This is a genomic window from Flavobacterium cyanobacteriorum (genome assembly GCF_002251835.1).
GTDB lineage: Bacteria > Bacteroidota > Bacteroidia > Flavobacteriales > Flavobacteriaceae > Flavobacterium > Flavobacterium cyanobacteriorum.
In genome coordinates, this window is sequence record NZ_NOXV01000125.1 from 1 (window position 1) to 4,146 (window position 4,146).

Annotated in this window: 5 protein-coding genes; 1 reads left to right on the forward strand and 4 read right to left on the reverse strand. The window is 26.7% G+C overall.

Annotation, left to right across the window (positions count from 1 at the left end):
- Positions 1-94: 94 nt before the first annotated feature.
- The 4 genes from CHU92_RS01630 to CHU92_RS01645 all read right to left on the reverse strand — a co-directional run bounded on the left by CHU92_RS01630 (position 95) and on the right by CHU92_RS01645 (position 2,931).
- Entirely contained in the window at positions 95-448 is a 354-nt protein-coding gene (locus CHU92_RS01630; RefSeq protein WP_094411944.1) for a hypothetical protein, read from the reverse strand.
- Positions 449-507: 59 nt separating this feature from the next.
- Positions 508-1,110 (reverse strand): Crp/Fnr family transcriptional regulator, encoded by a 603-nt coding sequence (locus CHU92_RS01635; protein WP_094411946.1) that lies wholly within the window; start codon positions 1,108-1,110, stop codon positions 508-510.
- Between the two features lie 146 nt (positions 1,111-1,256).
- Positions 1,257-1,916 (reverse strand): LytR/AlgR family response regulator transcription factor, encoded by a 660-nt coding sequence (locus tag CHU92_RS01640; RefSeq protein WP_165764564.1) that lies wholly within the window; start codon positions 1,914-1,916, stop codon positions 1,257-1,259.
- A gap of 46 nt (positions 1,917-1,962) precedes the next feature.
- Positions 1,963-2,931 carry a sensor histidine kinase gene (locus CHU92_RS01645; RefSeq protein WP_094411950.1) on the reverse strand — a complete coding sequence of 323 codons (969 nt, stop codon included), beginning with the start codon at positions 2,929-2,931 and terminating at the stop codon, positions 1,963-1,965.
- Positions 2,932-3,139: 208 nt separating this feature from the next.
- Between CHU92_RS01645 and CHU92_RS01650 the strand changes: the two genes are divergently transcribed.
- The gene (locus CHU92_RS01650) at positions 3,140-4,069 is read left to right on the forward strand and encodes a hypothetical protein (protein WP_094411952.1); all 930 of its coding nucleotides are present in this window, start codon (positions 3,140-3,142) and stop codon (positions 4,067-4,069) included.
- Positions 4,070-4,146 lie beyond the last annotated feature (77 nt).

The window sequence follows — 4,146 nt, forward strand, 5'->3', positions numbered from 1 at the left end:
ATTTTATTGATTTTTAATCAATTATATTTTTTGTCGTGTACTAAATTATTTTACTTCAAATAGTTTCACCCTAGGGTTATGTTAAATGATTTATTTAATCTAGGGTGTTTTTCTTGTATTCAGTTAAAAACCATAGACCAGCTAAAACGACTGCGAAAATCAGATAGAAATTTCGAGCAATAGTACCCTCAATACTTCCTAAAAACAATGCCGTTACACCTAATAAAACGGCTACAACAGCTTCAATAATGCCGTGTATTTTAAGTGGAATCACTTTAATTAACCCTAAATCGAAATCGGTTAAAATAGTAAGGGTCAAATGTATAAAACCTAAAACATAGGTGAAGTAAGATGTGTTTTCAGGCAATCCAAAAAGAGTTGGTGATGCCCAAAGAAATAAAACAGATGCGTAGTCTAATGTACCGTGAATTTTTGAATTGATTTTCATAATAGTAAGTTTTGAATTTTACACAAAACTACATTTAGTCTAAAGCAAGTCGTATTAACTTAAGGTAAGTTCGGCGGTTTTGTAAAAATTCTTTTTCTAATTCTGCTCAAGGATTGTTCTGTAATACCTATAAATGTTGCTATTTTTCTTTGTGACACTCGCTGCATTATTTGCGGATGAACGTCTAAAAGTTTTAAATAGCGTTCTTCTGGTGTTAAAGTGAGTAATACTTCATTTCTTTTATATAATCTGATGATTTCTTTTTCTGCTACATTTTTTAAGAATAAATCCCATAATACATCTCTACTTTTTAACGCATTAAGGTCTTTCTTTTTTATTTCTAAGATGGTAGAATCTTCAATGGCTATAATATTGTATTTTGAAAAACTATTCGTTAAAAAACTTAAATAATCTAAAACGAAATCGGTTTCAAAATAAAAAAGAAAATTTACTTCATTGCCCTGTAATTCAGAATACTGTCTAAAACATCCTTTGATAATGTAGGTAATTGTATCAGATGAATTGCCTTCTTTTAAAATATGCTCATCTTTTTTGATTTGTCTTATTTTAATAGAATAGTTTACCTCATCCAATATGTGTTTTTCTTCTAATGGTTTAAAGTGATTAAGTAAAATTTTATTCTGTTCAATATATTCTTTCATAGTTTTTCATTTAGTCGGTTTCAAGTTTATATTGTAAATATATTTTGCGTATGCCCTTTTATACAACTTGAATTAATTCGTTCTGGTATGTGTTATGATTAAAATAGCTGATACAAAATTCTACAAATGAAACAATAAGATGTAAATTATAAATTCAGCTTATATCGGTTACCTAGAGGTACTGAATAATTATCCAAGCAAACGGCATTGGATAAAATGTTAGTTATTTTTGATTTTGAAATTATATATGATCGATGAACTCTAATAAAATTGTGATCGGACACCTTTATTTCAATTTTTGAAAGAGGTTCTGAGCATAAAATTTCGCGATTTTGCAAAAATAATTTAGTGTAATTTCCAAAAGATTTAAAGTAATAAATAGAATTGATATCAAATCGCTTAATGTCTTTATCAACTTTAATTAGGAGGTATGGCAATTCTCCACTATCGGATTTAATTAACCTATCAGATTTTAAATTGTAAAAACACTTTTGTACAGCAATAACAAATCTTTCAAAAGAAAAAGGTTTCAAAAGATAGTCTATAACACCCAAATCATAGCCCGTTAAAGCATATTTATCATAAGCGGTTGTAAATACGACTAAGGGTTTGTTGTGTAATATTTTTAATAACTCAACCCCAGTCATGTCTGGCATTTCAATATCTAAAAAAATTATATCAATAGACTCTTTAGAAGTAATTTCAATTACTTGAATTGCATTGTAACACTCTGCTACTAATTTTAGACTTGGTATATTATCAATAAATTTTTTCAATATTTCTCTTGACGGTTTTTCGTCATCCACTACGATACATTTAAATGACATTTTTATGCTGTTTACATTAAGATTGTTAAAAAGGTATTTTCAAATAAACACTGAATAATTCAGATGTTGAATCAATAATCAATTGATGATTTGGAATTAACTTCTCAAGCCTTTTTTTTGTATTTGCAATTCCAATACCTGTTGATTGCAGAATTTTACTATTGGTATTATTTTTTGTGTTTTTAATTTCAAAACAAAGAAACGCTTGATTAACCATAATAGTTATATCTATTTCTAATTTTTCATTATAGTTTGCTCCACCGTGTTTGAATGCATTCTCAATAAATGGTATTAAAAGCATAGGAGGTAAGGTTTGATCTTGTATTTGTACATTTTTAAAAAATGAAATTTTAATATGGTCAGAAAATCTAATTTTTTCAAAATTTAAATAATCTTCTATAAAGTTTAGCTCATCAGTAGCCAGTACTTTTTCTTTTTCTATACTTGTAAATATATACCGCATCATTGTACCTAGACTAACGATTAGATTTGGCAAAATAGTTGCATTTGTCATTGAGGCATTGTACAAGATGTTGAGCGTATTAAAAAAAAAATGTGGATTTAGGTGTTCTTTTAAAAGTTTTAACTCTATACTATCATGTAGTTCTTTTAATCGAATATTTTCTAAATACGTATTTCTATAAAAGTGTAAAAAGGAAGTAATTATCACAAATAATAGATTGAAAATAAAACTATTTATAAAGTTATTGCAAAATATACTTTCGGTATAGCTTATGATAGCTATGCTGATTAAAATCAGAATAAAATATAAAATATATTTTTTCCTTTTGTATAATGGTAGCAATAAGTATCTATTGGTATATACAGATAAACACAAGGAAATAAATAGAATTAACGAATTTCTGTAATAGTCAACCGGTAGAGGTTGATCAACAATTAAGCTTGGATATATTAATAAAGCCAATACCGAAAACCAAAAAAGTAAATGAAGCAATAAGCCTCTTTGAAAAATAGTAGTGTTAGCTATTGTCATTTGTTATTTGTAAAATTTTATTAATGAACAAGATATTTATTATTCATTCATAGTTACCCCAAAAGTAAAGGATGTTTTTATCATTATCATATGACAAGACTTTTTTTGTCACTTTTTCATCATTTATTCATCATTTTGTATTGATTCTATTACCAATCACTTTTTTTTATCAATACGTTTGTGTCAAATAACATTAAATCATTTAATTATGAAAACAAAAATTACAATCCTAGTAACTTTTTTAATTGTTAATTTTTTAAACGCACAAAAAAATAATTTTTCAAAAAATATTGTTGGATTATGGAAAATATCAGAAAAATCAACAGAAGTTTATTTCTTTGATTTAGTAGAGAATTATAAAAAGTCAGATGCGGCATTAGTAGCTCAATTAGAAAGCCAAAAACAGTCACTGATTACATCATTCATTCCTGAAATTCGATATCAGTTTGACGAAGATTTTTCTTTAAACATTATTACGCCTCAAGGATCTCAAAAGGGAACTTGGCAAATTTCATCTGATCAAAAAGAATTATCCTTAGCATTTATCAGAACAACAAAATATAAAATAGAAATTCTAACTTCTTCTGTCTTTTCAATTACTACGGAATTTGGGAAAACTATTTCTTTTGAAAAAGTTAAAGAAGAAAAATCAAAATCAAACATTGATAAAGAATTAAATGATATTGATTTGACAGCCTCAAAAAAAGAAATACAAATTCTTATAGATGACTTCAAAAATGCCATTAAAAGTAAAGACTCAATTGCTTTAACAAATCTTTTTTACAATAAAAAAGTTGTATGGATTTCTGTTGCACATGACAAGTCTTTTGAATATGGAAAACGGTTAGATCCTAATGCGAAAGAAATAGAGCAGAGTGGAGCTTATGAGCTATTGAATGATCCGCAACTTAAAGATATTGGATTAGAAGAGAAATTTTATAACGTTAACATCTTTACTGATGGAAAGTTAGCTACTGTTGTTTTTGATTATAAGTTTATAATGGGTTCTACAACAACAAATTGGGGTGCAGAATCTTGGCAATTAGTAAAAACAGATAACACTTGGAAAATTTATAGTTTAATTTATACTTATAATTTTTTGAATATTAAACCACTTCCTGATAACATGAAAGAATAATTTCTTTGAAATTTAGTTTTTAATTTATGTTTAACCCGTTGGGTGAAATTAAATTAATTGATTTTTGATGTTATTTA

What these genes read in the sequence shown, in the direction of transcription:
- CHU92_RS01630 (WP_094411944.1), bottom strand. Translation starts at nt 448, where the DNA reads ATGAAAATCAATTCAAAAATTCACGGTACATTAGACTACGCATCTGTT.
- CHU92_RS01635 (WP_094411946.1), bottom strand. Translation starts at nt 1,110, where the DNA reads ATGAAAGAATATATTGAACAGAATAAAATTTTACTTAATCACTTTAAA.
- CHU92_RS01645 (WP_094411950.1), bottom strand. Translation starts at nt 2,931, where the DNA reads ATGACAATAGCTAACACTACTATTTTTCAAAGAGGCTTATTGCTTCAT.
- CHU92_RS01650 (WP_094411952.1), top strand. Translation starts at nt 3,140, where the DNA reads ATGAAAACAAAAATTACAATCCTAGTAACTTTTTTAATTGTTAATTTT.